This is a genomic window from Burkholderia sp. SRS-25, assembly GCF_004343765.1.
GTDB classification, from domain to species: Bacteria; Pseudomonadota; Gammaproteobacteria; order Burkholderiales; family Burkholderiaceae; genus Burkholderia; species Burkholderia contaminans.
Genome location: NZ_PTXM01000026.1, coordinates 78,948 through 104,632, shown reverse-complemented (window position 1 = coordinate 104,632; position 25,685 = coordinate 78,948). Strand labels below are relative to the sequence as shown.

The 25,685-nt window shown below is 67.1% G+C and carries 25 protein-coding genes; 8 read left to right on the top strand and 17 right to left on the bottom strand.

The genetic code is table 11. The annotated features are described in order from the left end of the window. A complete protein-coding gene (locus C5O79_RS32065) occupies positions 1–1,323 on the bottom strand; it encodes a C4-dicarboxylate transporter DctA (protein ID WP_046546282.1) in 1,323 nt (440 codons plus the stop codon). Between the two features lie 212 nt (positions 1,324–1,535). Between C5O79_RS32065 and C5O79_RS32060 the strand changes: the two genes are divergently transcribed. Further along, positions 1,536–2,258, top strand: a complete 723-nt coding sequence (locus tag C5O79_RS32060) for an FCD domain-containing protein (RefSeq protein WP_081421174.1) — start codon at positions 1,536–1,538, stop codon at positions 2,256–2,258. Between the two features lie 30 nt (positions 2,259–2,288). Here C5O79_RS32060 and C5O79_RS32055 read toward each other — a convergent pair whose 3' ends face one another. Genes C5O79_RS32055 through C5O79_RS32045 form a run of 3 tightly spaced genes read right to left on the bottom strand, consistent with a single transcriptional unit; the run spans position 2,289 to position 4,327 of the window. Continuing rightward, positions 2,289–2,471, bottom strand: coding sequence for a hypothetical protein (locus tag C5O79_RS32055; RefSeq protein WP_122473564.1), 183 nt, complete (start codon positions 2,469–2,471; stop codon positions 2,289–2,291). A gap of 10 nt (positions 2,472–2,481) precedes the next feature. Then, on the bottom strand, positions 2,482–3,540 hold the full coding sequence (locus C5O79_RS32050) for an L-idonate 5-dehydrogenase (RefSeq protein WP_122473563.1): 1,059 nt from the start codon (positions 3,538–3,540) through the stop codon (positions 2,482–2,484). A gap of 13 nt (positions 3,541–3,553) precedes the next feature. After that, on the bottom strand, positions 3,554–4,327 hold the full coding sequence (locus tag C5O79_RS32045) for an SDR family NAD(P)-dependent oxidoreductase (RefSeq protein ID WP_122474494.1): 774 nt from the start codon (positions 4,325–4,327) through the stop codon (positions 3,554–3,556). Positions 4,328–4,478: 151 nt separating this feature from the next. Between C5O79_RS32045 and C5O79_RS32040 the strand changes: the two genes are divergently transcribed. Then, positions 4,479–5,381: a LysR substrate-binding domain-containing protein gene (locus C5O79_RS32040; protein WP_122473562.1), complete on the top strand. Its 903-nt coding sequence runs from the start codon at positions 4,479–4,481 to the stop codon at positions 5,379–5,381. 76 nt (positions 5,382–5,457) lie between these two features. Here the strand turns inward: C5O79_RS32040 and gap are convergent, their stop codons facing one another. Both gap and tkt read right to left on the bottom strand, forming a co-directional pair. Next, positions 5,458–6,468, bottom strand: coding sequence for a type I glyceraldehyde-3-phosphate dehydrogenase (gap, locus tag C5O79_RS32035; protein ID WP_039339278.1), 1,011 nt, complete (start codon positions 6,466–6,468; stop codon positions 5,458–5,460). A gap of 87 nt (positions 6,469–6,555) precedes the next feature. Then, positions 6,556–8,628, bottom strand: a complete 2,073-nt coding sequence (gene tkt, locus C5O79_RS32030; protein ID WP_046544916.1) for a transketolase — start codon at positions 8,626–8,628, stop codon at positions 6,556–6,558. A 216-nt stretch (positions 8,629–8,844) separates the two neighbouring features. Between tkt and speE the strand changes: the two genes are divergently transcribed. From speE to C5O79_RS32015, 3 genes are all read left to right on the top strand, one after another. Next, positions 8,845–9,702, top strand: a complete 858-nt coding sequence (gene speE / locus C5O79_RS32025; RefSeq protein WP_046544915.1) for a polyamine aminopropyltransferase — start codon at positions 8,845–8,847, stop codon at positions 9,700–9,702. Between the two features lie 162 nt (positions 9,703–9,864). After that, positions 9,865–10,281, top strand: a complete 417-nt coding sequence (locus C5O79_RS32020) for a VOC family protein (RefSeq protein ID WP_046544914.1) — start codon at positions 9,865–9,867, stop codon at positions 10,279–10,281. 17 nt (positions 10,282–10,298) lie between these two features. Then, a complete protein-coding gene (locus tag C5O79_RS32015) occupies positions 10,299–11,066 on the top strand; it encodes a 16S rRNA (uracil(1498)-N(3))-methyltransferase (protein WP_122473561.1) in 768 nt (255 codons plus the stop codon). Between the two features lie 57 nt (positions 11,067–11,123). Here the strand turns inward: C5O79_RS32015 and C5O79_RS32010 are convergent, their stop codons facing one another. The 4 genes from C5O79_RS32010 to C5O79_RS31995 all read right to left on the bottom strand — a co-directional run bounded on the left by C5O79_RS32010 (position 11,124) and on the right by C5O79_RS31995 (position 15,596). After that, on the bottom strand, positions 11,124–11,546 hold the full coding sequence (locus C5O79_RS32010) for a hypothetical protein (RefSeq protein ID WP_160313554.1): 423 nt from the start codon (positions 11,544–11,546) through the stop codon (positions 11,124–11,126). Between the two features lie 317 nt (positions 11,547–11,863). Continuing rightward, entirely contained in the window at positions 11,864–12,427 is a 564-nt protein-coding gene (locus C5O79_RS32005) for a barstar family protein (RefSeq protein ID WP_046544912.1), read from the bottom strand. 16 nt (positions 12,428–12,443) lie between these two features. Next, entirely contained in the window at positions 12,444–12,875 is a 432-nt protein-coding gene (locus tag C5O79_RS32000; RefSeq protein WP_039339266.1) for a ribonuclease, read from the bottom strand. Positions 12,876–13,253: 378 nt separating this feature from the next. Beyond that, entirely contained in the window at positions 13,254–15,596 is a 2,343-nt protein-coding gene (locus C5O79_RS31995; protein WP_269467554.1) for an NADP-dependent malic enzyme, read from the bottom strand. A 135-nt stretch (positions 15,597–15,731) separates the two neighbouring features. On the opposite strand from C5O79_RS31995, the gene thiL reads away from it, so the two are divergent. Genes thiL through C5O79_RS31980 form a run of 3 tightly spaced genes read left to right on the top strand, consistent with a single transcriptional unit; the run spans position 15,732 to position 17,802 of the window. Continuing rightward, on the top strand, positions 15,732–16,730 hold the full coding sequence (thiL, locus tag C5O79_RS31990) for a thiamine-phosphate kinase (RefSeq protein WP_122473559.1): 999 nt from the start codon (positions 15,732–15,734) through the stop codon (positions 16,728–16,730). Then, the gene (locus tag C5O79_RS31985) at positions 16,720–17,271 is read left to right on the top strand and encodes a phosphatidylglycerophosphatase A (protein WP_047851635.1); all 552 of its coding nucleotides are present in this window, start codon (positions 16,720–16,722) and stop codon (positions 17,269–17,271) included. Before thiL ends, C5O79_RS31985 begins: the two co-directional genes overlap by 11 nt. A gap of 30 nt (positions 17,272–17,301) precedes the next feature. Next, the gene (locus C5O79_RS31980; RefSeq protein ID WP_039352991.1) at positions 17,302–17,802 is read left to right on the top strand and encodes a CinA family protein; all 501 of its coding nucleotides are present in this window, start codon (positions 17,302–17,304) and stop codon (positions 17,800–17,802) included. Between the two features lie 38 nt (positions 17,803–17,840). Here C5O79_RS31980 and C5O79_RS31975 read toward each other — a convergent pair whose 3' ends face one another. The 7 genes from C5O79_RS31975 to C5O79_RS31945 form a co-directional block, all read right to left on the bottom strand. Continuing rightward, the gene (locus C5O79_RS31975) at positions 17,841–18,899 is read right to left on the bottom strand and encodes a hypothetical protein (protein ID WP_047851636.1); all 1,059 of its coding nucleotides are present in this window, start codon (positions 18,897–18,899) and stop codon (positions 17,841–17,843) included. A 235-nt stretch (positions 18,900–19,134) separates the two neighbouring features. Then, on the bottom strand, positions 19,135–19,962 hold the full coding sequence (pyrF, locus tag C5O79_RS31970; RefSeq protein ID WP_011350899.1) for an orotidine-5'-phosphate decarboxylase: 828 nt from the start codon (positions 19,960–19,962) through the stop codon (positions 19,135–19,137). Between the two features lie 39 nt (positions 19,963–20,001). Then, positions 20,002–21,063, bottom strand: coding sequence for an aldose 1-epimerase (locus tag C5O79_RS31965; RefSeq protein WP_122473558.1), 1,062 nt, complete (start codon positions 21,061–21,063; stop codon positions 20,002–20,004). Positions 21,064–21,112: 49 nt separating this feature from the next. Continuing rightward, on the bottom strand, positions 21,113–21,919 hold the full coding sequence (locus tag C5O79_RS31960; RefSeq protein WP_046544907.1) for an SDR family oxidoreductase: 807 nt from the start codon (positions 21,917–21,919) through the stop codon (positions 21,113–21,115). Positions 21,920–21,948: 29 nt separating this feature from the next. Continuing rightward, a complete protein-coding gene (araH, locus tag C5O79_RS31955; RefSeq protein ID WP_039353002.1) occupies positions 21,949–22,965 on the bottom strand; it encodes an L-arabinose ABC transporter permease AraH in 1,017 nt (338 codons plus the stop codon). A gap of 70 nt (positions 22,966–23,035) precedes the next feature. After that, the gene (araG, locus tag C5O79_RS31950) at positions 23,036–24,547 is read right to left on the bottom strand and encodes an L-arabinose ABC transporter ATP-binding protein AraG (protein WP_046544906.1); all 1,512 of its coding nucleotides are present in this window, start codon (positions 24,545–24,547) and stop codon (positions 23,036–23,038) included. 67 nt (positions 24,548–24,614) lie between these two features. Next, positions 24,615–25,610 carry an arabinose ABC transporter substrate-binding protein gene (locus tag C5O79_RS31945; protein WP_046544905.1) on the bottom strand — a complete coding sequence of 332 codons (996 nt, stop codon included), beginning with the start codon at positions 25,608–25,610 and terminating at the stop codon, positions 24,615–24,617. Positions 25,611–25,685: the final 75 nt, after the last annotated feature.

The following is a 25,685-nucleotide window of genomic DNA, read 5'->3' as shown; positions in this document are numbered from 1 at the left end:
TCAGAGCGCGTGAGCCTGGTCGCCGGCGACCGGCGCCGCGCGGCCTTCCTCTTCGGCCGGCACGTAACGCAGCTCGCGGTTCAGCACGCGCGTCGCGCGGGCACGATCGATGTCGTTCTCCCACACCGCGACGACGACCGTCGCGACGCAGTTGCCGATCAGGTTGGTCAGCGCGCGGGCGATGCCGACGAACCAGTCGACCGGCAGGATCAGCACGAGGCCGAGCACCGGAATCGCCGGGATCGCCGACAGCGTCGCCGCGAGGATCACGATCGCCGAGCCCGGGATCCCGTGCGCGCCCTTCGACGTGACGAGCGATACGAGCAGCACGACGATCAGGTCATGCGTCGACAGCGGCGTGTTGGTGGCCTGCGCGATGAACAGCACGGCGAGCGTCAGGTAGATCGAGAAGCCGTCGAGGTTGAACGAATAGCCGGTCGGGATCACGAGGCCGACCGTCGAATCCTTCACGCCCATGTATTCGAGCTTGCGCATCACCTGCGGCAGCACCGCATCCGACGACGCCGTGCCGAGCACGATCGACAGTTCCTCGCGCAGGTAGCGGATCAGCTTGAACACCGAGAAGCCCGCGAGCCGCATCACCGCGCCGAGCACGACCGTGACGAACACGAAGCAGCTCAGGTAGAACACCGCAACCAGGTAGCCGAGCTGCTTGAGCGACGCGACGCCGTACTTGCCGGTCGTGAACGCGATCGCGCCGAGCACGCCGAGCGGCGCGAGCTTGATGATGAAGCCGATGATCCGGAAGAACACGTGCGACAGTTCCTCGATCAGCGAGTTGACGCGCTGCGCCTTGTCGCCGAGCAGCGACAGCGCGGAGCCGAACAGCACCGCGAACACGAGGATCTGCAGGATGTCGCCCTTCGCGAACGCGTCGATCGCAGTCTCGGGGATGATCTTCATCAGGTAGCCGGCCGTATCCTTCAGGCTCTCCGCGTTCTTTGCGTACGACGCGAGCGACGACGCGTCGAGCGAGCGCAGGTCGATGTTCATCCCGACGCCCGGGCGCGTGAGCCACGCGAGGACGAGGCCGATGCCGAGCGCGAGCGTCGTCATGATCTCGAAGTAGATGACGGCCTTCAGGCCGACCCGGCCGACCTTCTTCAGGTCGCCCGCGTTGGCCATCCCGCTGACCACCACGCAGAACACGATCGGCCCGATCACCATCTTGATCAGCTTCAGGAAGCCGTCGCCGAGCGGTCGCAACGACTCGGCGAAATGCGGGAAGAACGCGCCGAGCGCGATCCCTAGAATCAATGCGACGACTACCCGGCCAAACAGCGAATTGAGGAATTTCGACACGGCGCTCTCCCGATCCAACGGTTGCAGTTTCGTCTGTTCATACTGGTAAGACCAGTGATGTTATGGTGGATAGTAGGAAGCCGATATAGTCGCGTCAAGGACGGACAAAATAGGGATTTCCCGCCCCTGCCCGTCTGGCTTCGATCCATCGGACAGGGGCAGATCGTGGCTTTCCCGTAGGGCGGCCATGCGCCGCCCGCGTGCGGATTACAATGCCGGTCAGACCGGCCAAAGTTCACATCATGAAAAACGTTCCGCATACCGTGACCGACGCCGCCATCGCGACGATCCGCGACCGGATCGAGGCAGGCGTTTATCCGGTCGGCAGCCTGCTGCCGGCCCAGCGCCAGCTCTCCGAGGAGCTGGAGATCAGCCGCGCGTCGCTGCGCGAGGCGCTGTCGACACTCGAGGCGCTCGGGATGCTGCGCATCCGCGCCGGCAAGGGCGTGTATGTCGAAAGCGCGCAGGCCACGGCCGCGCACGCGTGGCGCTTCGCCGAGCAGTCGTCGCCGCCCGACACGTACCAGATGCGCTATGCGCTCGAAGGGTTCGCCGCGCGGATGGCCGCGCACGTCGTCAGCGACGACGACATCGCGTGGTTCGAGGACAACCTCGCCAACCTGCACGTCGCGCTCACCGAAAGCGCGCTCGACGACGCGTCGCAGCTCGACTTCGACTTCCACATGCGGATCATCCATCTCGCCGGCAACGCGGCGATCGAATCGGTGCTGCGCAGCAGCGCGGACATCATGAAGGAAAGCCAGCGCATGCCGTTCTACCGGCGCGAGCTGCTGCTGTCCACGTGGCAGGAGCACCGCGCGATCGTCGATGCGCTGATCGCGCGCGATGCCGCCGCCGCCGGCACCGCGATCGAAACGCACATCGCGAACGCCGCTCAGCGCGCGGGCATCTTCTTCCCGACACCCGGCGCGTAGTCCTCCCGCGCCACCGCCCGGCCGCACCGGTCACCGTTCCGACGGATCGCGATGCACGAGCACGCGCTCGATGAAAGCGCGCGCCGCGACGCTGCGGGTCACGCAGTCATGCGGCAGGCCGGCAATCCGTTTCCGCCGCACGACGAAAAAGGCACGCGCCGCACGTTGCGGGCGTGCCTTTTTGCCAAGGGCGCTGCTGCCGTCGCGCGCCAAGGCCGCACCGTCAAGCGGCCTCGTTCGCGAAATCGATCAGTACCTTCATCGCGCGCTGGCGATCGCCGGCCAGTTCGAACGCGAGGTTCGCATCGCGCATCGGGAACACGCGCGTGACGGCCGGACGCAGGTCGACGCGCCCCGCGTTGATCAACTGCACCGCGAGCGCGAATTCCGCATGAAAACGGAACGATCCGCAGATCGACAACTCCTTCGCGACCACGACGTTCTGCGGCAGGCTGACGTCGCCGCCGAGCCCGAGCTGCACGACGACCCCGCGCGGGCGCATCACGTCCAGCCCGTCGCGCAGCGCGCGTGCATTGCCCGAACACTCGATCATCACGTCGAACGTGCCCTTGTCGGCGCCGTAGCGCTCGACCCAGCCTGCATCGACCGCGGCATTGATCGTGCGGTCCGCGCCGAGCGCGCTCGCCACTGCCAGCGGCGCTTCGACGACATCCGTCGCGACGATCTCCGCCGCGCCGTGCACGCGCGCCGCTGCCACCGCCAGCACGCCGATCGGCCCGCAGCCCGACACGAGCACGCGCTTGCCGATCAGCGGGCCCGCGCGCGACACCGCATGCAGCCCGACCGCGAACGGTTCGGCGAGCGCCGCAAGAGACAGCGGCACGTGGTCGGCGACCTTCACGCACTGCACCGCGTCGCACACGAGCGCATTACGGAACGCGCCCTGCACGTGCGGCATCCGCATTGCGCTGCCGTAGAAGCGCATGTCGAGACACTGGTTCGGCAGCCCTTCGAGGCAATAGCGGCACGCGCCGCACGGCCGGCTCGGATTGACCGCGACGCGATCGCCGACCTTCACCGACGTCACGTCCGGCGCCACTTCCGCAACCGTGCCGGCCACCTCATGACCGAGCACCATCGGCTGCTGCAGCCGGATCGCGCCGAAGCCGCCGTGCCGGAAATAATGGAGATCGGAGCCGCAGATGCCGCCCATCGCGACATCGACGCGCACCTGGCCCGGGCCGATCTCGTCCGCGTCCTGCTCTTCCACTCGCAGGTCGTTCGGCCCGTGGATCACGACACACATGCAACGCATACGCATGACAGCCTCCTTGTCAGACGGCACTGGTCAGCCCGCCGTCCACGAACAGCGTCTGGCCGTTCACGAAATCGGATGCTGCCGACGCGAGGAAGATCGCCGCGCCGCACAGCTCGTCGACGCGCCCCCAGCGGCCGGCCGGCGTGCGCTTGCACAGCCAGTCCGAGAACGCCGCGTCGTCGACCAGCGCGCGGTTGAGTTCGGTTTCGAAATAGCCGGGCGCAAGGCCGTTCGCCTGGATGCCGTGGCGCGCCCAGTCCGCGCACATCCCTTTCGTCAGCATCCGCACCGCGCCCTTGGTCGCCGCGTACGGCGCGATCGTCGGCCGTGCGAGCTCGCTCTGCACCGAGCAGATGTTGATGATCTTGCCGCGGCCGCGCGCGATCATGTGCCGCGCGACGGCCTGCGCGACGTTGAACACGCCGTCGAGGTTCACGCGCATCAGCGCATGCCAGTCGTCGGGCTCGAACTCATCGAGCGGTGCGCGGCGCTGGATGCCGGCGTTGTTCACGAGGATGTCGATCGCGCCGACGCGCGCCTCGAAATCGTCGATCGCCGCGCGCACCTGCGCATGCTCGGCAACGTCGAATACCGCGTAGTCGGCCGTGAAGCCTTCCTCGCGCAGGTGCTGCACGAGCGTCGCGGCCTTCTCCTCATTGCGATCGTTGATGACGATCGCGGCCCCCGCTTCGGCCAGCCCGCGGGCGAGCGTCAGCCCGATCCCGCGGCCGGAACCGGTAATCAGTGCGCGGCGGCCGTCAAGGCGGAACCGTTCAAGCGCGTTGGTCATGCGTGTCTCCTCGTGCCAGTCGAACCGGCGGCCCATCGCGGCCGGTCTCGCGTTGACGGTATCTTCGGCTGCCTGCCGGGGGCCGCGCCAATGGTCATTTTTGATACGGTTATCATGAAAATTGATCACTGCTTTCTCGTGCCCGCCGCCCATGGAACTCAAGCAATTGCGCGCCTTCGTCACGCTCGCGGAAGAACTGCATTTCGGGCGCGCCGCGCAGCGCCTGTTCATCGTACAGCCCGCGCTGAGCATGCAGATCAGGGCGCTCGAGGAAGAACTCGGCGCGCGCCTGTTCGAGCGCGACCGGCACAAGGTCGAACTGAGCGATACGGGGCGCGTGTTCCTGCCCGAGGCGCGCGCGACGCTGCAGCAGGCCGCACGCGCGGAACAGCTGGCGCGGCTGTCGAGCCGCGGCGAAATCGGTACGCTGCGGATCGCGTTCGTATCGTCGGTGCTGCCCGTGCTGCTGCCGGCCGTGCTGCGCACGATGCGCGAGCGCTATCCGCTGATCGCGCTCGAACTGAAGGACCTGCCGACGCCCGACCAGATCGCCGCGCTGCACGACCGGCGGGTCGATTTCGGGATGATCCGGCTGCCGGCCGCGTATGCGGGCATCGACACGCGCGTGGTACTCGAGGAAGGTTTCGTCGTCGCACTGCCGCTCGACCATCCGCTCGCCGCCCACGATGTGATCGCGCCGGCCGCGCTGCGCGGCCAGCCCGCGTTCGTGCTCGCGCGCCGCTACGCGCCGGGCCTTCACGACGACATGTTGCTCGCGCTGAGCCGCGCGGGCACGACGCTCGAGATCGCACAGGAGTTCGGGGAATTCACGACGATGCTCGCACTCGTCGCGGCGGGGATGGGCATCGGGCTGATCCCGGCGGAAGCCGCCAGCGCGTTGCCGCCGAACGTGCTCGCGCGGCCGCTCGACCTGGCCGGGCACAGAACGGGCATCGGCCTCGCGTGGACCGACCTCGACAGCCCGCTGAAGCGCGCGTTCGTCGCGGCGCTCGAGCAGGTGACGGCAACATCGGGCAATAACGGCGCGCAATAAAAAAGCTCGGCCGAAAAACCGGGCCGGGCTCGTTCGCCGCGCAGGCCGCCGTGCAGCGGCCGCGCAACGTGCGGGATTACTTCGCGTTCGCGAACGCGACAGCCGTATCCAGCATGCGGTTCGAGAAACCCCACTCGTTGTCGTACCAGCTCGACACCTTCACGAGGCGGCCCGACACCTTGGTCAGCGTTGCGTCGAACGTCGACGAAGCCGGGTTGTGGTTGAAGTCGATCGACACCAGCGGTGCTTCGTTGTAGCCGAGGATGCCCTTCAGCGCGCCTTCCGAAGCTTCCTTCATGATCGCGTTGACTTCCTCGACCGTCGTGTCGCGCTTTGCGATGAACGACAGGTCGACGATCGACACGTTGATCGTCGGGACGCGGATCGCGTAGCCGTCGAGCTTGCCGTTCAGTTCCGGCAGCACGAGGCCGACGGCCGAAGCAGCGCCCGTCTTCGTCGGGATCTGGCTGTGCGTGGCCGAACGCGCACGGCGCAGGTCTTCGTGATAGACGTCCGTCAGCACCTGGTCGTTCGTGTACGCGTGGATCGTCGTCATCAGGCCGGTTTCGAGGCCGATCTTGTCGTTCAGCGGCTTGACGAGCGGTGCGAGGCAGTTCGTCGTGCACGATGCGTTCGAGATGACGGTGTGCTCGGCCTTCAGCACGTCGTGGTTCACGCCGTAGACGATCGTGGCGTCGACATCCTTGCCGCCCGGTGCCGAGATGATCACCTTCTTCGCGCCGCCCTTCAGGTGAGCGCTGGCCTTTTCCTTCGTCGTGAAGAAGCCCGTGCATTCCATCACGACGTCGACGCCCAGCTCGCCCCACGGCAGTTCGGCCGGGTTGCGGTTTGCCAGCACGCGGATCTTGTCGCCGTTCACGACGAGGTAATCGCCGTCGACCGACACTTCACCCGGGAACTTGCCGTGCGCGGTGTCGTACTGGGTCAGGTGCGCGTTGGTCTTCGCATCGCCCAGATCGTTGATCGCGACGATCTCGATGTCGTGCTTCTTGCCGTTCTCGTAGAACGCGCGCAGCGTGTTGCGGCCGATGCGGCCGTAGCCGTTGATTGCGACGCGAATCGTCATGGTCTATCTCCTGATGGCTGAAAAAATTCGTTTCGTGCAGCTTCACGGTGCGACGCGCGCGAGGGGTGGCGCGCGTCGCGTATGCTTTTAGGCCAGCACGGCCTTGGCGGTCTCGACGACGTGCTCGACGGTAAAGCCGAAGTACTTGAACAGCACGCCGGCCGGCGCCGATTCGCCGAACGTGTCGATCCCGACGACGCCGCCTTCGAGGCCGACGTACTTGTGCCAGAAGGACGTCACGCCCGCTTCGATCGCGACGCGGCGCACGCCGTGCGGCAGCACGCGTTCACGGTATTCGGCGTCCTGGCGGTCGAACACGTTGGTCGACGGCATCGACACGACGCGTGCCGCGATGCCCTGCTGCGCGAGCGGCTCGACGGCCTTCATCGCGAGTTCGACTTCCGAGCCCGTCGCGATCAGGATGATCTTGCGCGCGACGATTTCTTCGTCCCAATCCTTCAGCACGTAACCGCCTTTCTCGATGTTCGCGATCTGCGCATCGGTACGCGGGTTGAACGCCAGGTTCTGGCGGCTGAAGATCAGGCTCGACGGACGGTCGGCGGCGACCGCGTGCGTCCATGCGACGGCCGTTTCGACCGTGTCGGCCGGACGCCATACGTCGTGGTTCGGGATCAGGCGCAGGCTCGACACGTGCTCGATCGACTGGTGCGTCGGGCCGTCTTCGCCGAGGCCGATCGAGTCGTGCGTGAACACGAAGATCGACGGCACCTTCATCAGCGCGGCCACGCGCAGCGCATTGCGGCTGTAGTCGGAGAACGTCAGGAACGTGCCGCCGAACGGCTTGTGGCCGCCATGCAGCGCGAGGCCGTTGATCGCGGCGCTCATGCCGAATTCGCGCACGCCGTAGTTGATGTGGTTGCCCAGCTGGACGCCCGGGCCTTCCGGATTCGCGCGGACGGCCTTCGATGCCTTCCAGTTGGTCAGGTTCGAGCCGGTCAGGTCGGCCGAGCCGCCGAGCAGCTCGGGCAGCGCGGCAGCCAGGCCTTCGATCGCCTGCTGCGACGCCTTGCGGGTCGCCACCGTCTCGGCGCGCTCGTTCGCGCCGGCGATGATCGCCGCAGCCTTTTCGGCCCAGTCGGCCGGCAGCTGGTTGGCCATCCGGCGCTCGAATTCAGCGGCTTCTGCCGGGAACTTCGCGCGATACGCAGCGAACGTCGCATCCCATTCGGTTTCCGCGCGCTTGCCGGCTTCCTTCGCATCCCATGCCGCATAGACTTCCTGCGGAATCACGAACGGCGCCCACGTCCAGCCGAGCGCTTCGCGCGTCTTCGCGATTTCTTCCGCGCCGAGCGCCGCGCCGTGCACGTCGTGGCCGCCGGCCTTGGTTGCCGCGCCCTGGCCGATCACCGTCTTGCAGCAGATCAGCGTCGGCTTGTCCGACAGCTTTGCCTTCGCGATGGCTGCGTCGACCGCGTCGACATCATGGCCGTTCACATTCGGGATCACGTTCCAGCCGTACGCTTCGAAGCGCTTCGGCGTGTCGTCGTGGAACCAGTTCACGACGTCGCCGTCGATCGAGATGCCGTTGTCGTCGTACAGCGCGATCAGCTTGTTCAGCTTCAGCGTGCCGGCGAGCGAGCAGGCTTCGTGCGAGATGCCTTCCATCAGGCAGCCGTCGCCGAGGAACACGTACGTGTGGTGATCGACGATCTTCGCGCCGTCACGGTTGAACTCGTCGGCCATCAGCGCTTCGCCGAGCGCCATGCCGACCGCGTTCGCGAGACCCTGGCCGAGCGGGCCGGTGGTCGTCTCGACGCCCGGCGTGATGCCGTATTCCGGGTGGCCCGGCGTCTTCGAGTGCAGCTGGCGGAAGTTCTTCAGCTCTTCGATCGGCAGGTCGTAGCCGGTCAGGTGCAGCAGCGAGTACAGCAGCATCGAGCCATGGCCGTTCGACAGCACGAAGCGGTCGCGGTCTGCCCAGTGCGGGTTCGTCGGATTGTGCTTCAGATGGCGCGACCAGAGCGCGACGCCGATTTCGGCCATGCCCATCGGCATGCCGGGGTGGCCGGAGTTCGCTTGCTGGACGGCGTCCATTGCGAGCGCACGGATCGCATTGGCCATCAGGGTGGTGGAGGCGGGAGACGAAGTCGTCATGTCGAGTCCGGAGAACGAGTCGAGGAAACGGGGGCACGGCGGCATCCGGAAGCTCGAGCGTCAATCGTTCCCGGCGCGCGGTGCGGCGCCTGACGGACGCGAAGCGGACGGAGCCTACGGACGGGGCTGCAAAGCTCGTCATTTTAACAGATGGGCTGACATTTCCCTTGTCGGCGCGTAGTGTTCCGGCACGGTTTTCCGTCAACGCGCCGGCCTCCTATAATTCAGACGTCGGAACTGCCCGCCCCGAGTGGCCCGCCCGTGAGCACCACGCTTCTCTTTCACCCTACGCCCCACGCCACCTACGGCTTCCCGAATGCCCGGCGGCTCGCGCACGTCGCGTCCCCGCACCAGCAGATCGAGGTCTGGGAAACGCCGCAGCTCGGCCGCCTGTTCACGCTGGACGGCCGGCCGATGACGTCGGTCGGCGACGAGTACGTCTATCACGAGTGCATGACGCACCCGGCCGCCCTCGCGCACCCGTCGCCGAAGAAGGCGCTCGTGCTCGGCGGCGGCGACGGCGGCGCGGCACGCCAGCTGCTCAAGCACGCGTGCCTCGAGCGGATCGTGATCGCGGAGCTCGACGACGAGGTGGTCGGGATGGCGCGCCGCTATCTCGACGACGTGCACCAGGGTGCGCTCGACGACCCGCGCGTCGAGGTCGTGATCGGCGACGCCGCGCATTTCGTCGAGTCGACCGTCGAGCATTTCGATCTCGTCGTGTTCGACCTCACGCCGCCCGATTCGCCGGCGGCCGGCCTTTATACCCGCGCGTTCTATGCGCGGCTCAAGCGGATCCTGACGCCGTGCGGCGCGATCTCGATGCATCTCGGCTCGCCGGTGTTCCATGCAACGCGCATCGCCGCGCTGCTCGACGACCTGCGCGCGAGCTTCGCGGTCGTCGATCCGCTGTCCGCGCACGTGCCGCTGTACGGCTCGCAGTGGCTGATGGCGATCGCGAGCGACACGCTCGACGCGGCCGCGCTGTTCGCACACGACATCGACGAACGGCTCGCGGCCCGCCGCGTCCAGGGCTTGCGCTACTACGACGCGCGGCTGCATGCGTCCCTCTTTGCCCTGCCGCGCGCGCTGCGCGATACACTGGGCATTCGCCGCTGAGCGTCCGCGCAGCCGCCTCGCTTCCGTTTTTCCATCGCGTCCTTGCGGGATTCGCGATGCAAGGCACCGGGGCGGAACGTCCCGGACGCCGCGCCGCCCCCTGAACGAACGCCCGGGCATCGAATCAGAACACGTGCCCAAGCGCCCCCACAGGAGATTTTCATGACCGATCCACGTCCGGCCAACGTGCCTTGGTTGACGCCCTACCTGGCCGTACGCAACGCGCGCGCGGCCATCGATTTCTTCAAGGCCGCATTCGGCTTCGAGCTGCGCGACGTGCACGACGAAGACGGCGCGATCATGCACGTCGAGATGGCCTACCGCGGCCAGCTGATCGTGATGTTCGCGCCCGAAGGCGCATTCGGCTCGACCGCGCTCACGCCGAAGAGTGCGAATGCCATCGCGCCGCAATCGTTCTACCTGTATGTCGACGACGTCGACGCCACCTGGCAGCGCGCGCTCGACGCGGGCGCGAAGTCGCTGAGCGCGCCGCAGGATCAGTTCTGGGGCGATCGGTTCGCGCAGATCGAGGATCTCGACGGCTACCGATGGGCGCTCGGGCGCCGTCTCGACGCATGACCCCAACCGTTACACGCATGAACGAAGCCACCACCACCGCGGCCGTGCCGCGCTTTTTCGTCGACGCGGCACTGCGCGCCGACGCCACGCTCGCGTTGCCGGCCGAGGTCGCGCGCCACGTACAGGTGCTGCGCCTGCAGCCCGGCGACGTGCTCGCCCTGTTCGACGGCACCGGCGGCCAGTACCGCGCGCGGCTCGTCGAGATCGACAAGCGCAGCGCGCTCGCACAGATCGACACGTTCGAACCGGCAGAGGCCGAGCCGCCCTATCGCGTGACGCTCGCGCAAGGCATCGCCGGCGGCGACAAGATGGACTGGGTGATCGAGAAGGCCGTCGAGCTCGGCGTGACGGCGGTCGTGCCGCTGTCGACCGCGCGCGGCGTCGTGAAGCTGTCCGGCGAGCGTGCGGACAAGCGCGTCGCGCACTGGCGCGGCGTCGTGCGCGCGTCGTGCGAGCAATGCGGGCGCAACCGCGTGCCCGACGTCGCGCCGGTCACCGGCTTCAGCGCATGGCTCGATATGCTGCCTGCCGCACCGGCCGACGGCGAGTTGCGGCTGCTGCTGTCGCCGCGCGCGAGCATCCCGTTCGCGTCGCTGCCCGACGCGCCGCCCGCTGCAACGGTCACGCTGCTGATCGGACCGGAAGGCGGGCTGTCGCCCGACGAGGAAAATGCGGCACGCGCACGCGGGTTCACCGCGCTGTCGCTCGGCCCCCGCGTGCTGCGCACCGAGACGGCCGGCGCGGCCGTGCTTGCGGCGCTTGCGGCGCGCTGGGGGGGATGGTGATCGGCAACTGCAAGCGATTCGATCCGGCGCTACTTCAACGCGTAGATCGCCTCGGGTTCATTCCGCGGCGATAAATTTCGTTGTCGTGGTAGGAGGCAATCCGTGCAAGCGCATGATCGAGCGTGCCGTGACACCCACCCGTCCATCGCTTACTTCCGCCTTGTACTCGCAATAATCTTCAGGAATAGACATGGCAACCGCCGTGTCGCCCATTGCCAGCACAAGCGAGCGCTCTTGCATGTAACCGGCCGAGCGGTTCTCCCGTCGGGCTGCGCCGGACGCGACCGAGCCTGACTCGGACGTGTCGGCTCGACGGGTGGAAATCACGTGCAAGCTACCCCGAAAATCGACTTTTACTCCTTCTTCGACACGGCTTACGTGGGAAATCCAGCAAATGTGCGCACCTTCCGCGAAGCCTGTTGCCGGCGTCACCGCCATCACAAGCATAAGAACCCCTGCAATTCGTTTCATGAATTTCATCGAACGAGCGAACGAGCGAAAATTGTATTTCGCTGCTCGAGCGGATTTCCGCGACTCGTCGGATGCAAACGACAAACCCGCAGAATCTACGTTGTCCTATTGCCTCGATCTGCTTATCGGCTTATCGCTGGTTCGGCTGCAATGACGTGAAGTACGGTCCGTGGGTGCCCGGCGCGCCCGCAAATTCGGCCCCCAAAGCAAAAAACCCGCACAAACGCGGGTTTTCGAGAAGTTGCGGACCTGATTCCGATGCCGGTGACGTACGCGACCGGAAGGCGCGATAACGAACGCTGCGTACGGTGAACGCTGGTGCGCGCTTACGCGAACGAGTAGAACACGCGGAACGCGACCTTGCGCTCGGCCCAGAATTCGGCCGCCTCGCGGAACACGTCGAGCAGTGTCTCGCGCCCTTCCTTGTCGAACTTCTGCGCAATCGGCAGCCCTTCGAGGACGATCACGAAACCGGGCTGCGCGCCGGCCTTCGCGACGAGGTCGGTCAGCGAGTCATACAGCGCGTCGTAGTTCTTCCCGAAATGCTTCGGGAACAGGAACGACGTCGCGATCGTTTCCATCACTTCCTGCTTCGACTGCGCGGCGCCGCAATACGCATACAGGAAATGCTGGCCGAGCCGACCGGCTTCGTCGGCGAGATCCTGCACGCGGAACGCGCGGATCGACTGCACGAGATTGGGTCGCACGGTCGTGAAAAGGCTCATAGGCTCCTCGTTCGATGAAAGCCCGGGCTCGGCTTCCTGTTGCTCCGGCGTGCCGCCGGCCTGCGCCGCCGCGTGCAGCTGAATCACACGCTGAAACAGATTGCCGTCGCCGGCCGCGAACAGTTCCGCCGCCGCCGTGTCGTGCGCGTAGATGGAGTCGCTCATGCCATTCGTCCCGAAGTCATTCAACAATACGTTTAAAACTGTTGTAGTGGTCGCCCGTGTAATAACAGTTGTCGATCCGGCGCAACGGCCCGCCACAGACGATCCGGCGCGCGCCGCGATTGCGCGCACGCGGCGTCGGCACCGTGTACTCATGGTAGTAGCCGCGCTTCGCCTTCGGCAGGATCCGCTCGCGGTTGCCGAACACGACGCCGTCTTTCTCGTACGGATAGGGGCCGCCGGCGCTGATCAAACCCAGCGTGGTCACGGCCTCGCGCGGAAGACGGGCGGTCGGAATCGTATCGAGCCCGCTCGCCGCCACGTCGGCCGGAACGGCCTCCCGTGCGTAAGCGGCGGAAACCAGACTGCCCGTCGGCGTGCCGACGATACCCATCGCGAACATCGCGAAGACGGACGCGAGCGCGCCGTTGCGGAGCCACTTGCGTGCCATGAACCAGGGTTCCCGCTGTTAAATCAAGTAGTTGACGACCAACAAAGGCGTTAGCGTAGCGTTATTGGCCGCGCGAATCAATGTCCGTTTGGGAATCGAAAGGCCAGTGATACCTGGAATCGCGCATTTTTTACCGAATTTGCACTACATTTATCTTACATAGGATAAAATGCGGGCGGCATCTCTGCCATGGCAAGACTCTGCCTCCTTGCCGTGCTCGCTACGCTGAGTGGAGAGAGATGCTGATGTTGCTTGAGGGAAGCGCGTTTGCGCCCTGCCCGCGGCGTGCCCATTGCGGGCACGCCTCTTTTTGCTTTTGTTTACAATTTCGCCCGACGCGCCACACCGGTTCGACCGGCCTGGCGCGTTCGTTTTGGCTCAGCGCGTGGCGTTCACGTCGGCGACCAGTAGCGCCGCCATGTTGACGATGCGACGAACGGTCGCCGATTCGGTCAGCACGTGCACCGGCTGCGCAGCGCCCAGCAGGATCGGCCCGATCGCGATGTTGTTGCCCGCGGCCGTCTTCAGCAGGTTGTACGCGATGTTCGCGGCGTCGATGTTCGGCAGGATCAGCAGGTTCGCTTCGCCTTCCAGCGTCGATTCCGGCAGGATTTCCTTGCGCAGCGCCGCATCGAGCGCGACGTCGCCGTGCATCTCGCCGTCCACCTTCAGCTCCGGCGCGCGTTCCTGCAGGATCGCGAGCGTATCGCGCATCTTCTTCGCCGAAGGTGCGTTGCTCGTGCCGAAATTCGAGTGCGACAGCAGCGCGACCTTCGGCTCGATGCCGAAGCGGCGCACTTCTTCCGCTGCCATGATCGTGATCTCGGCCAGCTCTTCCGGGGTCGGATCGACGTTCACGTGCGTGTCGACCAGGAAAATCTGGCGGCCCGGCAGCACGAGGCCGTTCATCGCCGCGTACACGCTGCAGCCCCGGCGCTTGCCGATCACCTGGTCGATGAAGTGCAGGTGGCGGTGCGTGGTGCTGATCGTGCCGCAGATCATTCCGTCCGCTTCGCCCTTTTTCACCAGCATCGAGCCGATCAGCGTCGTGCGGCGGCGCATCTCGACGCGCGCGAGCTGCTCGCTGATGCCCTTGCGCGCCATCATCTTGTAGTACGTCTGCCAGAAATCGCGGTAACGCTCGTCGTGCTCGGTGTTGACGACCGTGAAGTCGGTACCCGGCGTGAGGCGCAGGCCGTAGCGGTGGATACGGTGCTCGATCACCGACGGGCGGCCGATCAGGATCGGCTTCGCGAGTTTTTCGTCGACGATGATCTGAACGGCGCGCAACACGCGCTCTTCTTCGCCTTCCGCGAATACAACGCGCTTCTTCTCTTCCGGCGCAGCACGTGCGATCTGGAAGATCGGCTTCATCGTCGTGCCGCTGTGGTACACGAACTGCTGCAGGTGGACGCGATACGCCTCCATGTCCTCGATCGGGCGCGTCGCGACGCCGCCGTCCATCGCGGCCTGCGCGACGGCCGGCGCGATCTTCACGATCAGGCGCGGATCGAACGGCTTCGGAATCAGGTATTCGGGCCCGAACGACAGGTCCTGGATGCCGTACGCGGTCGCGACGATGTCGCTCTGCTCGTGCTGCGCGAGCTCGGCGATCGCGTTGACGGCCGCGATCTCCATTTCACGCGTGATCGTCGTCGCGCCGACGTCGAGCGCGCCGCGGAAGATGAACGGGAAGCACAGGACGTTGTTGACCTGGTTCGGATAGTCGGTACGGCCGGTCGCGAGAATCGCGTCGGGGCGCACTTCGAGCGCCGCTTCCGGCAGGATTTCCGGCGTCGGGTTCGCGAGCGCGAGAATCAGCGGACGCTCGGCCATGCCCTTCACCATCTCCTGCTTCAGCACGCCCGCGGCCGACAGGCCGAGGAAGATGTCCGCGCCGTCGATCACTTCGGCCAGCGTCCGCGCTTCCGTTTCGCGCGCGAAACGCTCCTTGTCCGGATCCATCAGCTCGGTGCGGCCCTTGTAGACCACGCCGGCCAGGTCGGTCACCGTGATGTTCTCGAGCGGCAGGCCGATGTCGACCAGCAGGTCGAGACACGCGAGCGCGGCCGCACCTGCGCCAGACGCGACGAGCTTGACCTTCTTGATGTCCTTGTTGACGACCTTCAGCCCGTTCGTGACGGCCGCGGCCACCACGATCGCGGTGCCGTGCTGGTCATCGTGGAACACCGGAATCTTCATCCGCTTGCGCGCTTCGCGCTCGACGATGAAGCAGTCCGGCGCCTTGATGTCTTCCAGGTTGATCCCGCCGAAGGTCGGCTCCAGCGCGGCGATCACGTCGACGAGTTTGTGCGGATCCGATTCGTTCAGCTCGATGTCGAACACGTCGATGCCCGCGAACTTCTTGAACAGCACGGCCTTGCCTTCCATCACCGGCTTCGACGCGAGCGGACCGATGTTGCCGAGACCGAGCACCGCCGTGCCGTTCGTGACCACGCCGACCAGGTTGCTGCGCGCGGTGAAGCGCGCCGCGTTGAGCGGATTCTCGACGATCTCCTCGCATGCGTACGCCACACCCGGCGAGTACGCGAGCGCGAGGTCGCGCTGGTTGATCATCTGCTTGGTCGGGGCGATCGCGATTTTCCCGGGGGTCGGGAATTCGTGATAGTCGAGCGCGGCTTCGCGAAGTTTGGCTTTGGAGGAGGCTTGGGTAGACATGTGTCTCTTGGCGGGCGGATTAGAATAACTCTTCGACGGCATTGTAGCGCCAATCATCGGCCGCCAGACCGGCGATTCGGGTGCAACAGCCGCGACAAAATTGTACTGAACGGTGCAGGAACGCCACCGCTCGCCTCGTACAATGCCGTTCCTTCCACCGTTTCGGATCCATCCGCCGTGCCAGCCGCCCTCTCCGAGTTTTCGCTGATCGAACGCTTCTTCACGCGCCGCGCCGCGCAGGGCGCCCGCGCGTCGACGCTCGGCATCGGCGACGACTGCGCGTTGATCGCGCCCCGATCCGGGAAATTGCTGGCCATTTCGACGGACATGTTGGTGGAAGGCCGCCACTTCTTCCCCGACGTCGCGCCCGACGCCCTCGGCCACAAGACGCTCGCGGTCAATCTGTCGGACCTCGCCGCGATGGGCGCCGAGCCGCGCGCGTTCACGCTCGCGTGCGCGCTGCCGCGCGCCGACGCCGCGTGGCTGGAAGCGTTCAGCAACGGGCTGTTCGCGCTCGCCGAGCGCTACGGCTGCGAGTTGATCGGCGGCGACACGACGAGCGGCCCGTTGAACCTGTGCGTGACCGTGTTCGGCGAAGTCGCGCCGGAAGCGGTGCTGCGCCGCGATGCCGCGCGCGACGGTGACGACGTCTGGGTGTCCGGCACGCTCGGCGACGCGCGCGCCGGCCTCGGCGTTGCGCGCGGCGAATGGGCGGCCGGCGCAAACGAAGCGGTCGCGTTCCGGCGCGCGCTCGAGTACCCGGAACCGCGCATTGCGCTCGGCCTCGCGCTCGCGGGCGTCGCGCACGCGGCGCTCGACCTCTCGGACGGCCTCGCAGGTGACCTGCAGCACATCCTGGTCCGCTCGAACGTGCGCGCCGAGATCGATGCCGACGCGGTGCCGCGCTCGGCCGCGCTCGCGACGCTGCCGCCCGACGTACAGCGCCGCTGCACGCTGGCCGGCGGCGACGATTACGAGCTGTGCTTCACCGCGCCGGCGGCGGCCCGCGCGGCGGTCGAAGCGGCGGGCGCGACGGCCGGCGTGGCGGTCACCCGAATCGGTACAATACGCGCGTTGTCCGCGCCGTCGGACCAGCCCGCGATCGCGTGGCGCGACGCTGCCGGCGCGCCTCTCGCTCTCACGTTGCACGGCTTCGACCACTTCCATGCAGACTGACCCGACGCCCGCGCACACCGCGGCCGAGCCCGGCGCCGCATCCGGCGGCAACGCGCCGCGGCGCGCGACCGCGCGTTTCATGCTGTCGCACCCGGCGCACATCGTGTCGCTCGGCTTCGGCAGCGGGCTCGCGCCGATCATGCCCGGCACGTTCGGCTCGCTGTTCGGCTGGCTCTCGTTCGTCGTGCTCAACCGCTATCTGACGGTGCCCGAATGGTGGGCGCTGATCGCGGTCGGCTTCGTGGCGGGCACGCGGCTCACCGGATTCACCGCGAGGAAAATGGGCTCGGCCGATCCCGGCGCCGTCGTCTGGGACGAGATCGTCGCGATCTGGCTCGTGATGCTGTTCGTCACGCCCGCGACCTTCGTCGGCCAGCTGTGGGCGTTCGTCGCGTTCCGCGTCTTCGACATGCTCAAGCCGCCGCCGATCCGCTATTTCGAGCGCCGCCTGAAAGGCGGGCTCGGCATCATGGTCGACGACCAGGTCGCCGCGTTCATGACGCTGCTCGTGATCGCCCTGTGGCGCTCCGTCGTCGGCTGACCGATTTCCGACTCCCGCTTCCCGACGCGCATGCCAACCGATTCCGTCGTCCACCAGCTTGCGATCCGCGCAGGCAACAAGCTGCGTGACGAGCACCTGACGCTCGCCACCGCCGAATCCTGCACCGGCGGCATGATCGCCGCGGCGATCACCGACATCTCCGGCAGCAGCCAGTGGTTCGAGCGCGGCTTCGTCACGTACTCGAACCAGGCCAAGATCGAGATGATCGGCGTGCCGCCCGACCTGATCGACAAGCACGGCGCCGTCAGCGAGCCCGTCGCACGCGCGATGGCCGAAGGCGCGCTGCGCAACAGCCGCGCGCAGGTCGCGCTGTCGGTCACGGGCATCGCGGGCCCGGCCGGCGGCAGCGAGAAGAAGCCGGTCGGCACCGTGTCGTTCGGCTGGAGCAACCGGCTCCACACCGACGTCGAAACGCTTGTATTCAAGGGCGACCGCGACCAGATCCGCACGCAGGCGGCCGCGCATGCGCTGCGCGGGCTGCTGAAGCTGCTCGACGAGCGCGAGGGCTGATCGGGCCGGGGGCGCACGCCGCACCCCCGCTTGCCCGCTTACTGGATCGCGTCCGGCTTCACGACGATCCAGTTCTTGTCCGCCGTGACCGGCAGGCCGAGCGATTTCTGCTGCGCGGCCGATTCATCCGACCACGCGCGGATCTGCGCCATCTGCTTGTCCTTCTTGTTCACCCACACGCGCACGCCGCCACGCGCGACGTCAGTCGCGTTCAGCAGCATGTAGCCGTCGGACGTCGGCGTGTCGCCCGCGACGAGCACCGGCTTCTTCCACTGGTCGATCCAGCCGACGATCGAGCCCAGCTTGCCTTCGTACCACGTCATCGGGTTCATCAGGAACGGCGTGATCACCAGGCTGCGGTTCGCGGCCTCGTCGTACTTGCCGGCCTTGATCTGCAGCCGCGATGTGGTCAGCGCGCCGGTCGCCGGGTTGCGCAGCAGCGTCGTCACGCCGATCACGTTCTGCGGCTTCACGTTGTAGCCGTACTTCGGGTCGGACAGCACGAGCCGCGCGAGTTCCTCGTGCGCGGCCGTCATCACGTACACCTCGATCCCGTTCTCGCGCAGCGCGTTGTACAGCTCCTGCATCCCGCGGAAGAAACGCGGCGGGTTCACCGTGCCGTCGACCACCTTGTCGCCCTGCCAGTAGCGGATCGGGATCGGCTTGCCGTCGGCGAGCATCGCGTCGACGTGGCGCTTCAGGTCGGCCAGCGACTGGCCGGCGAACGCCTGCGCGATCCACGGGTAGCAGACCAGGTCGTCGATCTCGCACAGCCGGTAGTAATAGCTCGTCAGCGATTCCCGGTAGTCGGCGGAATCCTTGAACGGGATCAGCTTCAGCGACGGGTCGAGCGTGTCGCGCGTCAGCACGCCACGGTTCTCGAGGTACGGCAGCAGCGACTCCTCGAGGTCGTAGCGGTAGGTCGTGTTGTCGGCGTCGAACACCGCGTAGTCGCCGCGGTGCGCGTGCGCGGCGATCATCGCGTTCAGCGCCTTCGCGCTGTCGGCCGGCCAGTGCGAGAGCTCCGCCGCATGGGCGAACGTCATGCACAGCGATGCAGCGAATGCGCTCAGAAGACGGCGGGACAGCTTGGGCATGTCGTCACTCCCTTTCTTGACATTTTCGTTACGGATCGATGACAAGCGGGAGCATCGCTCGATTGAATTGGCGACATGCGATATGGAAGCGACGGGAAGTTGTCCGCGTGCGCCAGTGCAGGCCAGGCGGGCGGAGGAACGGAAAAACCGAGGGGACGCGGCGGGCTCGCGCGTGGGAGCCCACCGGAACCGGCTGCCCGGAGCGGGCTCCTGCCCGGACCGCCGGTGCAACCGATCAACGATGCGCGTTGATCGTGTCGCGCGTCTTCTGCGCGGCGAGCGCCGCGGCTTCGGCGAAATCCTCGCCCTTGCTCGCGTACAGGATCGCGCGCGACGAGTTGATCATCATGCCGGTGCCGTCGGCCGTGCGGCCCGCGTTGACGGTCGCCTGCACGTCGCCGCCCTGCGCGCCGATGCCGGGAATCAGCAGCGGCATGTCGCCGACGATCCCGCGCACGATCTCGATTTCCTTCGGGAACGTCGCGCCGACCACGAGGCCGAGCTGGCCGTTCTTCGCGTTCCACTTGTTCGCCGCGAGATCGGCGACGACCTGGTACAGCGGCCGGCCGTTCGTGTCGAGGAACTGCAGGTCGGAGCCGCCCGGGTTCGACGTGCGGCACAGCACGATCACGCCCTTGCCTTCGTGCTCGAAGTACGGCTCGACCGAGTCGTAGCCCATGTACGGGTTCACCGTGACGGCGTCCGCGCGGTAGCGCTCGAACGCTTCGCGCGCGTACTGCTCGGCCGTGCTGCCGATGTCGCCGCGCTTCGCGTCGAGGATCACGGGCAGGCCCGGATGCTGGAGGTGGATGTGCGCGATCAGCCGCTCGAGCTGGTCTTCCGCGCGATGCGCGGCGAAGTAGGCGATCTGCGGCTTGAACGCGCTCGCGTATTGCGCGGTTGCATCGACGATCTGCCGGCAGAATTCGAAGATCGCGTCGGGCTGGCCGTCGAACTGCACGGGGAAACGCGACGGCTCGGGATCGAGGCCGACGCACAGCAGCGAATTCGTGCGCTGCCACGCGGCGCGCAGCGACTCAATGAAAGTAAGCGGGGAAGACATGGCGGGGACTCGCGGCAAACCGTTGGTAGATCGCGTATTTTACCCGCGTCGCCGGCCCGCCTCGCGTGACGCGGCATTGCCGCGCGCATCGGTGCGCTCGACGGTGAACGCGAACCGCCGCGCGAGCCGCTCGCCGGGCGCGAGCAGCGTCATCCCGTGCGCTGCCGCGCCGCCCGGCAGGTTCACCGCATTGATCGGATGATCGACCGGCTCGAAGCAGAAGAAATCCTCGCCGGGCGGCGTATAGAGCACGTACGCGTCGGCGTCGGCCGCTACCGTCAGCGACAGCCCGCGGCGCGGCCAGCTCACCGTCGCGTGGCCGCCCCAGCCGGTGAACGCATGATTGACGAGCGCGGCCGGCAGCGGATACGCGACGCCGAACTGCCAGGCCGGTGGCACGCTGACGTGTCGCACCGGCAGGAAATCCGCGCCCGACAGCCACAGCCCGCCGGCGGCCGCGGCCAGCTCGGTCGCGACATCGCGCACGAGGAACGGATGCACGCCGAGCCCGAACGGCAGCCGCGCGCGCCCCGCGTTCTCGATCGTCAGCGCGATCGACAGCGTCGCGTCGTCGAGCTCGAACGACTGGATCGCGCGGAACGCATACGGCGCGCCGGCGGTGCGATCGAGCGACAGTTGCAGCGACGTGCCGGTCGCATCGTCCACCTGCCACGGCGCAAGCCAGCCGTCGCCGTGGATCGGCAGCGGCTCGTCGCGGCGGTTGCGCGGCACCGCGACGCGGCGCCCGTCGCATTCGAACCGCCCGTCGCCGATCCGGTTGGAGTACGGCAGCAGCGGATAGCACGCGAGTTCGTTCGGGTCCGTTGCCGTCTCCGGGTGCTCGCAGCGGCGGAACACCGGCACCAGCGCGCCGTTGTCGCCGCGCCAGTCGAAGCGCGCGATGCCGCCGCCGAGATGCGGCAGCACGTCGAGCCGCAGCGACGCGTTCGACAGCGTGACGGCCGCCGCATGGGCGGCGCCGACGCCCTGCGCGAAGGCAGCCGTCTGCGGGCCGGGGCTGACCGGCTGCGCGGCGGCGGCCAGGCGCGCGCGGCGCGACTGGCTGGTGGACGACGATGCGCGCGAGGACGTGGCGGTCATGATGAACTCCTTTCCTTCGTCGAAGAAACGATGCGGGACGTGCGAACGGTCAGGCCCAGCCGCCGTCGACGATCACATCCTGCGCGGTGATCATCCGGCTGTCGTCGGCCGCGAGAAACAGCGCCATCCGCGCGAGGTCGGCCGGCAGCAGTTCGGCATCGACGCACTGGCCGGCCTTGATCGCCGCGCGGCCCGCGTCGTCGAGCCACAGCCGGCGCTGCTTGTCGGTCATCACCCAGCCGGGCACCAGCGAATTCACGCGGATGCCGAACGGGCCGAGGTCGCGCGCGAGCCCGCGCGTCAGCCCCTGCACGGCCGCCTTCGCCATCACGTAGACGGGATAGCCGCCGTTCTTCAGCATCCAGCTGATCGAGCCGAGATTGATGATCGCGCCGCCGCCACGCTGCTTCATGTCGTCGATCACCGCCTGCGCGGCGAAGAACTGGTGACGCAGGTTCACCGCGATGCCCGCGTCGAACGATGCGGGCGTCACGTCGCCGATCGCATGGCGCGCGTCGTTCGCCGCATTGTTCACGAGCACCGCGATCGCGCCGATGCGCGCGCGGATCGCGTCGATCGCGTGGCGCAGCGCGTCGATGTCGGTCAGGTCGCACTGGAGGAACAGCGGCGCATGGCGCACGTGCGCGAGGCTTTCCGCGAGCGCGGCACCGGCCGCCGCGTCGAGGTCGACGAACGCGACGCGCGAGCCCTGCTCTGCGAAGTGTTCGACGAACGCCGCGCCGATGCCGGTCGCGCCGCCCGTGATCAGCACCGCGCGATCCTCGAGGCTCGGGTAGCGGGCATAGCGCGCGTGGCTCGCGGTGTGCGGGTCGGGCGCGGAAGTGTCGATGGTCATGCGGTTCGTCTCCGTAAGAGCGGATCGGGTCAGTCGCGGACGCCGCGGTTCTTCAACTGGTCGAGCAGCACGGCCGCGAGCAGGATCGCGCCGCGCACGAGGTACTGGTAGAACGCATCGATGTTCAGCAGGTTCATCACGTTCTCGACGGTGCCCATGATCAGCACGCCGATCACGACGCCCGAGATCGTCGCACGGCCGCCCATCAGCGACACGCCGCCGAGCACGCACGCGGAGATCACGTTCAGCTCGAAGCCCTGCGCGGCGTTCGGCTGGCCCGACGTGATGCGCGATGCGAGAATCACGCCCGCCAGCGCCGTCACCGCGCCCTGGATCAGGAAGATGTACACGCGCGTGCGTTCGACGTTGATGCCCGCAAGCCGCGAGGCTTCCGGGTTGCCGCCGATCGCGAGCGTGTTGCGGCCGTACACCGTCTGGTTCAGCAGCACGCCGAACGCGATGAAGCACAGCAGCGTGACCCAGATCGGCAGCGACACGCCGAAGAGCGTGAGCCCGCCGAGCGCGATGAAGGTATCCGACGACACGCCGACCGCCTGCCCCTTCGACACGATGAAGCCGAGCCCGCGCACGATCTCCATCGTCGCGAGCGTCGTGATCAGCGCGTTGATGCGCAGGTACGCGATCACCGCGCCGTTCACGAAGCCGATCGCGGCGCCGGCCGCGACCGCCGCGACGATCGCGACGAACGTGTTGTCGGTCGCGTTCAGCACCATCGCGCACAGCACGCCCGAGAACGCGACGGTCGAGCCGATCGACAGGTCGAAGTCGCGCGACGCGAGACAGAACATCATCGTGCACGCGACCATGCCGATCTGCGAGATCGACAGCGCGAGGCCGAGCATGTTGTCGATCGAGAAGAAGTGATCGACGGTCAGCGACATCGTGATGAACATCACCGCGAAGATCGCGATCAGGCTGTATTCGGTCAGATGCTGCCACCACTTCTGGCGGTCGCTCTGCTGCGGCACCAGCGCGTCGGCCGACGGCTTCACGGCGGCGCTGCCAAGGTTTTCGTTGACTTGCATGATTGAGTCTCCTGCTCCTGCATCGCACGGCCCGCGCCGTGCATGTCCGATTCGATTGTCGTGTCCTGCGTCAGGCCGCTTCGACGGCGCTCGTCTGCGGCAGCGCCAGGCTCAGCACCGCGTGTTCGTTCGCCTGTTCGCGCGGCAGCTCACCCGCGATCCGGCCCTCGCGCATCACGACGATGCGGTCGGACACGCCGAGCACTTCCGGCAGTTCCGACGACACCATCACGATCGCGCAGCCGCGTTCCGCGAGCCGGTAGATCACGTCGTAGATCTCGTGTTTCGCGCCGACGTCGATCCCGCGCGTCGGCTCGTCGAGGATCACGACCTTCAGGTCGGGCTCCGCGAGCCAGCGCGACAGGATCGCCTTCTGCTGGTTGCCGCCCGACAGGAAGCGGATCTTCTGCCGCCGGTTCGGCGTCTTGATCTTGAGCCGCTGGATGAAACGATCGGCCGTTTCGCTCTCTGCCTTGCGGTTGATAAAGAGCCCCGCGCGCAGCGAATGGCGGCGGCAGCTGATGTTGATGTTCTCCGCGACCGACGCGATCGCGATGATCCCCTCTTCCTTGCGGTCCTCGGGGCACAGCACGATGCCGTGGCGGATCGCGTCGCCGGTGCGCTTCACGTCGATGCGCACGCCGTCGAGCGTCAGCGCGCCCGCGCGCCGGCGATCCGCGCCGTACACGAGCCGCATCAGCTCGCTGCGGCCCGCGCCCACGAGCCCGAAGAAGCCGACGATCTCACCCGCGCGCACCGAGAAGCTCGCGGGTTCGCGCAGTGCCGGGCCGTCGATGCCTTCGGCCGCGAAGCGCACGTCGCCGAGCGCACGCGGCGCGTAATGGTAGATATCCGAAATCTCGCGCCCGACCATCTCGGCGACGAGCCGTTCGCGCGGCACGTCGGCGAGCGATTCGTGCGATGCGATCTTGCGCCCGTCGCGGAAGATCGTGCAGGCGTCGCACAGCCGGTAGATCTCGTCCATCCGGTGCGAGATGTAGATCAGCGCGCGGCCCTGCGCACGCAGGTCGTCGACGAGCTTGAACAGCACTTCGGTCTCGCGATGCGACAGCGAGCTGGTCGGCTCGTCGAGCGCGATCACGCGCGCATTGCGCATCAGCGCCTTGCAGATCTCGACCATCTGCCGCTGCGCGATCGACAGCCGCCCGAGCTTCGCGTCCGGATCGAGATCGACGCCCATCGCGGCGAGCCGCTCGCGCACGAAGCGCTTCGCCTCGCGCTTCCTCACCCAGCCGAACGCATTCGGCAGGCGGCCGAGCAGCAGGTTTTCCGCGACCGTCAGGTCGGGCACGTACTGCAGCTCCTGGTGAATCACCGCGATGCCGGCCGCGATCGACGCGGCCGCACTCGCGAACTGCACGGGCTGGCCGTCGACCAGCACGCTGCCCGCATCGGGCTGGTATTCGCCGCCGAGAATCTTCAGCAGCGTCGACTTGCCCGCGCCGTTCTCGCCCATCAGGCCATGCACCTCGCCCGCATGCACGTCGAACGAGATGCCGTCGAGTGCGCGCACGCCGGGAAAGACCTTGCCGATATTGTCAAAACGCAGTGCCGCTGACACGTCGTCTCCCTACTTCCTGATCGATCGACCGCCGGCCGCCGCCTCTCGGCGGCAGCCGGCGGGCCGCTTACTTCGACGCGAGCCCCATCTCGTCGCGCACCTTCGACACGTTGTCGCGCGTCGCGAGCATGCCGGTCGTCAGCGTCAGCGCCGGCGGCGCCTTGCCCTGCGTGATCCACGTGTACATCAGGTCCGAGGTTTCCTCGCCGTGGCGCTTCGGGCTGATGATCACGGTGCCGTAGAAGCCCGTCGGCTGCGGCTTCTTGAACTCGTTCAGCGCCGAATCGGAACCGCCGATGCCGATGCCGATCATGTTGTCCGCCTTGAAGCCGCGCCCTTCGGCCGCACGCACCGCGCCGAGCACGGCCTCGTCGTTCAGGCCGTACGCCACCCAGTGCTTGAACTGCGGATTCTTCGTGAGCGCGATGTTCGCCGCGTTGAAGGCATTTTCCGTGTCGGTCTTCGCCTGCGGCGCCGCGATCACGTTCGCCTTCGGGAAGCCGGCCGCCACCAGCGCGTCGGTCGCGCCGCTGGTGCGGTCATGCGCGGTCGGCAGCTGCTCGTAGGTGATGTCGATCGCGCCGACGTCCTTCATGTCCCAGCCGCGCTTCTTGATCTCGGCCGCAATGCCGTCGCCGACCTGCTTGCCGATGTTGTAGGCGGAGATCCCCATGTGCGGGACCGACTCGATCGGCTTGCCCGCGCCGTCGACGAGGCGGTCGTCCACCGTCATCATCTTCAGGTTGTGCGACTTCGCCTTCGCGACGATGCCCGGCCCGAGCTTCACGTCGGGCGTGCAGATGATGAAGCCCTGCGCCTTCTGCGCCGACAGGTTGTCGATCGCGCTCATCACCTTCTCGCCGGACGGCGCGCCGATCTTCACGAGCGTGAAGCCCTTCTGCTTCGCGGCGATCTCGGCGAACTTCCACTCGTCCTGGAACCACGGCTCTTCCGGCTGCTTCACGAGGAAGCCGATCTTGACCGGGTCGGCCGCGTGCGCGACCGGGCTGCCCATCACCACCGCGGCCGCGGCCGCCAGCGTTACGAACGTTCTGCGTTTCATCTCCAGTGTCTCCTTGTTTTCATCGAACAGGATGCAGCCGCTTGTTGGTTTCGACGCTGCGTGCGCGCGGCCGTC

Coding starts and splice junctions, on each gene's coding strand:
- C5O79_RS32060 (WP_081421174.1), top strand. CDS start 1,536: ATGCCGGTCAGACCGGCCAAAGTTCACATCATGAAAAACGTTCCGCAT.
- C5O79_RS32050 (WP_122473563.1), bottom strand. CDS start 3,540: ATGCGTATGCGTTGCATGTGTGTCGTGATCCACGGGCCGAACGACCTG.
- C5O79_RS32045 (WP_122474494.1), bottom strand. CDS start 4,327: ATGACCAACGCGCTTGAACGGTTCCGCCTTGACGGCCGCCGCGCACTG.
- C5O79_RS32040 (WP_122473562.1), top strand. CDS start 4,479: ATGGAACTCAAGCAATTGCGCGCCTTCGTCACGCTCGCGGAAGAACTG.
- gap (WP_039339278.1), bottom strand. CDS start 6,468: ATGACGATTCGCGTCGCAATCAACGGCTACGGCCGCATCGGCCGCAAC.
- tkt (WP_046544916.1), bottom strand. CDS start 8,628: ATGCCGCCGTGCCCCCGTTTCCTCGACTCGTTCTCCGGACTCGACATG.
- C5O79_RS32020 (WP_046544914.1), top strand. CDS start 9,865: ATGACCGATCCACGTCCGGCCAACGTGCCTTGGTTGACGCCCTACCTG.
- C5O79_RS32015 (WP_122473561.1), top strand. CDS start 10,299: ATGAACGAAGCCACCACCACCGCGGCCGTGCCGCGCTTTTTCGTCGAC.
- C5O79_RS32010 (WP_160313554.1), bottom strand. CDS start 11,546: ATGAAATTCATGAAACGAATTGCAGGGGTTCTTATGCTTGTGATGGCG.
- C5O79_RS32005 (WP_046544912.1), bottom strand. CDS start 12,427: ATGAGCGACTCCATCTACGCGCACGACACGGCGGCGGCGGAACTGTTC.
- C5O79_RS32000 (WP_039339266.1), bottom strand. CDS start 12,875: ATGGCACGCAAGTGGCTCCGCAACGGCGCGCTCGCGTCCGTCTTCGCG.
- C5O79_RS31995 (WP_269467554.1), bottom strand. CDS start 15,596: ATGCCGTCGAAGAGTTATTCTAATCCGCCCGCCAAGAGACACATGTCT.
- C5O79_RS31985 (WP_047851635.1), top strand. CDS start 16,720: ATGCAGACTGACCCGACGCCCGCGCACACCGCGGCCGAGCCCGGCGCC.
- C5O79_RS31980 (WP_039352991.1), top strand. CDS start 17,302: ATGCCAACCGATTCCGTCGTCCACCAGCTTGCGATCCGCGCAGGCAAC.
- C5O79_RS31975 (WP_047851636.1), bottom strand. CDS start 18,899: ATGCCCAAGCTGTCCCGCCGTCTTCTGAGCGCATTCGCTGCATCGCTG.
- pyrF (WP_011350899.1), bottom strand. CDS start 19,962: ATGTCTTCCCCGCTTACTTTCATTGAGTCGCTGCGCGCCGCGTGGCAG.
- C5O79_RS31965 (WP_122473558.1), bottom strand. CDS start 21,063: ATGACCGCCACGTCCTCGCGCGCATCGTCGTCCACCAGCCAGTCGCGC.
- C5O79_RS31960 (WP_046544907.1), bottom strand. CDS start 21,919: ATGACCATCGACACTTCCGCGCCCGACCCGCACACCGCGAGCCACGCG.
- araH (WP_039353002.1), bottom strand. CDS start 22,965: ATGCAAGTCAACGAAAACCTTGGCAGCGCCGCCGTGAAGCCGTCGGCC.
- C5O79_RS31945 (WP_046544905.1), bottom strand. CDS start 25,610: ATGAAACGCAGAACGTTCGTAACGCTGGCGGCCGCGGCCGCGGTGGTG.